The organism is Streptomyces sp. NPDC054841, assembly GCF_053611045.1.
Genome location: NZ_JBSGZO010000680.1, coordinates 1 through 3,512, shown reverse-complemented (window position 1 = coordinate 3,512; position 3,512 = coordinate 1). Strand labels below are relative to the sequence as shown.

General features: G+C 71.4%; 4 protein-coding genes. 1 reads left to right on the top strand and 3 read right to left on the bottom strand.

The window, feature by feature from the left end; genetic code table 11:
* Positions 1-148 precede the first annotated feature (148 nt).
* The 3 genes from lysA to ACWGI8_RS41640 all read right to left on the bottom strand — a co-directional run bounded on the left by lysA (position 149) and on the right by ACWGI8_RS41640 (position 2,246).
* Positions 149-1,483, bottom strand: coding sequence for a diaminopimelate decarboxylase (gene lysA / locus ACWGI8_RS41650; protein WP_453668659.1), 1,335 nt, complete (start codon positions 1,481-1,483; stop codon positions 149-151).
* A complete protein-coding gene (locus ACWGI8_RS41645) occupies positions 1,480-1,857 on the bottom strand; it encodes an SAV_915 family protein (protein ID WP_453668658.1) in 378 nt (125 codons plus the stop codon). Before ACWGI8_RS41645 ends, lysA begins: the two co-directional genes overlap by 4 nt.
* Positions 1,858-2,102: 245 nt before the next feature.
* A complete protein-coding gene (locus ACWGI8_RS41640; RefSeq protein ID WP_453668657.1) occupies positions 2,103-2,246 on the bottom strand; it encodes a hypothetical protein in 144 nt (47 codons plus the stop codon).
* A 197-nt stretch (positions 2,247-2,443) separates the two neighbouring features.
* Here ACWGI8_RS41640 and ACWGI8_RS41635 point away from each other — a divergent pair, with 197 nt between their 5' ends.
* On the top strand, positions 2,444-3,439 hold the full coding sequence (locus ACWGI8_RS41635; RefSeq protein ID WP_453668656.1) for an ArsR/SmtB family transcription factor: 996 nt from the start codon (positions 2,444-2,446) through the stop codon (positions 3,437-3,439).
* Positions 3,440-3,512 lie beyond the last annotated feature (73 nt).

The window sequence follows — 3,512 nt, the reverse complement described above, 5'->3', positions numbered from 1 at the left end:
GCGTTGTCGGACTCATCCAAGTACGCCCAGTACGAGGATGATCTCCCCCAGCTACCGCTGGGAGGTGCCCCCACCGCCTTGCGATCGCACGCACCGGACGCCGCGGGCCCCGCCCTCCGGGCGGACGGCGCTACTTTCGCAACACGCCCTAATCGCCGATGTCCCGGCTGCGGAAGTCGTCCAGGGTTTCGCGCCGGATGAGGAGTCGGGCCGTGCCGTCGTGGACGGCGACGACCGGGGGACGGCCGACCAGGTTGTAGCCGGAGGCCATGGAGAGCTGGTAGGCGCCGGACACCGGTACGGCGAGCAGGTCGCCGGGGCGGGTGTCGGCGGGCAGCTGCACGTCGGCTGCGATGACGTCGCCTGCCTCGCAGTGCCGACCGACCACGGTGGCCGTGAGCGGTTCGGCGAGGGAGTGGCGGCCGATGAGGCGCGGCGCGTAGCGCACTCCGTAGAGGGCGGGCCGGGGGTTGTCGCTCATTCCGCCGTCCACGGCCACGAACACCCGGTCGCCGGTGCGTTTGACGGCCAGCACCCGGTACAGGGCCACCCCGGCCGGGCCCACGATCGCACGGCCCGGCTCGATGATCAGCCGAGGAACGGTCAGACCGGCCGCCGAGCAGCTCGCGACGAGCTCCGTGCGCAGTTTGCGCGCGAGTAGGGTGAGGTCCAGGGCCGGCTCGCCCGGCCGGTAGGCAATGCCGTGTCCGCCGCCCATGTCGAGCTCGGGCAGCACGATGCCGTGCGTGTTGCGGATGCGGGCCATCAGGCCGACCATGCGGCGCAGGGCGGCGACGTAGGGCTTGACGTCGGTGATCTGGGAGCCGATGTGGCAGTGCAGGCCCACCAGTTCGAGCTGCGGTTGGCCCAGTATGCGCGTGATGGCGTGCTGGGCGTATCCGTCGGTGAGGGAGAGCCCGAACTTCTGGTCGTCCGTACCCGTGCTGATCTTCCTGTGGCCGCCGGCCAGGACGCCCGGGACCACGCGGATCATCACCTTCTGGTGGCCCTGGGGCCCGACGGCGGCCGCCAGGCGGACGATCTCGGACGGGCTGTCGATGACGATCCGCCCCACCCCGAGCCGCAGCGCCGTCTCGACGTCCTGTGGCGACTTGGCGTTGCCGTGCAGCACGATGCGCTCCGGTGGGAACCCGGCCGTCACGGCCAGTTCCAGTTCACCGGCGGAACACACGTCCAGCCCCAGTCCCTCCTCTTCGACCCAGCGCACCATCGCCCTGGAGAGGAACGCCTTGGCGGCATAGAGCACTTCGCCGTCGGGAAAGGCGTGCCGGTAGGTCCGGCAGCGCTCACGTACCTCGGCCTCGTCCAGTACGTACGCGGGGGTGCCGAAGCGGTCGGCGGCTTCGGTGAGCGAGACGCCGCCGACGGCCAGGCCGCCGTGGGGGAGGAGCGTCGTGGAGGCCGGCCAGATGGACAGGTCGTCCGCGTCGGCCGCGATGCCGTCGAGAACTCCCTGGGTCATGGGGTGATCCCCCTCAGGCGGCCCGGGGCCGTGCTTTCCGTCGCCGGCACGATCGCCGGCGCGGCGGGGACCGTGATCGCCGTGACCGGGGGAGCAGTGAAGGTCGGGTCAACGGTCAGCTCCAGCGCCCCCAGCGGTGCCGCCACGGCCCTCAGGGCGTGTTCGGAGAGCCGGATCCAGGTCTGGTCCGTTCCGAGCAGCTCGGTCAGCCGCTCGGGGCTGGTGAAACCGACGGCGGTACGCGCGCCCAGTGGTGTGCGGAAGAGCCGGATCACCACCTCCGCCGTGCATCCCGGCCGGACGGGTACGTACAGGGGTCCGGCCGGGACCTGTTCGTCAGGCTCGGGGTCGTCGGCGTACTGGAACAGACACATGGGGTCCTCCTCGAGGAACCACGAATGGCTGGTGGCGTCTGGCTGGTGGCGTCCCGAACGCGGTGAGGCGGTCCTCCGGAACGCGTCACCAAAGCTATTTCCACTTTCCTGGGTGCTGAGACGGCCCTGACAGCACCTTGACGGCGATCTGGCCGGTTGATACGCGTCACTGACGGCCGCGGCCTGGAGGAGCCTTCCGTCCGGAAGGCCTTGTGGATCTTGACGGGCTCGCGACGCCGTGCGACTCAGTGGAGGGTCAGCGTGGTGTCAGCGCCGGACGAGAGCATGTTCGTGCTGGCCAGGTTGCTGAACCATGCGTACGGGGTGGTCATCTCGGTGAAACGTTCCTGTTGATGACCGGCGGAGGCCGGGAAGCCGCGCACGGACACGCGGGCCCTGGCCCTGGGACCGGGGCGACCGGATGCGACCGGATGCGCGCTCGGCGCAGGGCGGCCCGAGCGGGCCCGGCACGATGCACCGGGGTGAACAGGCCTGTACGTGCCGGCAGACGTAATCCAGTGCATGCCAACAGACGTTGAAACGAACGCGAATGAACTCCACTCGCGAGAAAACGGGGGCGTCCGCTGTGCAAAGAATCCACTTCTCCGCTGCTGACTTCGCGAGAACCCGGCTGAAGACCACCGCAGGGCCGCTCGCCGAGACAGCGTTCGCCCTCGGAATGCTCGGTCGCGGCGTCGGCGCACCCTACGCGCGCTGGCGCCGCCAGGTGAACAAACGGCTCCCGCAGGGACCGGGCCCGTTACCGGGCGGGACCCGTGACCCGGACGTGCTGCTCCGTCAGGCCGAGCAGTACGGCGACCCGGACGATTCCGTACCGCGGATTCCCAACCCGCTGAGCCTGCCCGGACAGCACACGGGCACCTGTCTGCCGGAGATCTGGCGGGTGGCGGTGGCGCCCTACTGGGACCGGTTGCTCGCGTATCTGGAGGGCGAGTGCGACGCGCGCGGCCGGATGGTGATGGCCGGCGGCGTCGAACAACTGCTGGCCACCCTGCATCCCCGAATCAGCTGGCGGGGTCCGGTGCTGGAGATCCCCGGCGGACCCGACGAGGACGTCTTCCTGGGCGGGCGCGGCCTGGTGCTCAACCCCTCCGTGTTCCTGAACCACCGCCCGGGGATGCTGATCGGAGCGGAGCGGGAGACCGGCCCCGCGGCGCTGGTCTTCGCGGCGCCGCCCGACGCCCAGCGGGCGGAGAGCCTGTGGGACGAGCCCGACGACAGCGCCGAGTGGCTCGGTGCGCTGGTCGGCCAGACCAGGGCTGCCGCGTTGCGGGCCCTGCGGGCCACCTGCACGACCAGCCAGCTCGCCGACCGGCTCGGCATCTCCGCGGCCGGCGCCAGCCAGCACACCGCGGTCCTGCGCCAGACCGGCCTGATCACCACGCGCCGTATCCGCAACACCGTGCTGCACACGGTGACCCCGCTGGGGATGGCCCTGCTGGACGGCCGGGCCGCGCGACCGCCCGCGCCGGCCACGGGCGCCAGGCGCTGGAGCCCCGCCACCCCGCGACTGACCGCCAGGGACACCGCCGACGCCTGCACGCAGCGGGTCGCCGGCTGAGCTCCCCGGCGCACCCCCAGGCATCCGACATGGCCTGGGGATCCGCCTCCACACCGAACCCCGGCACGCACAC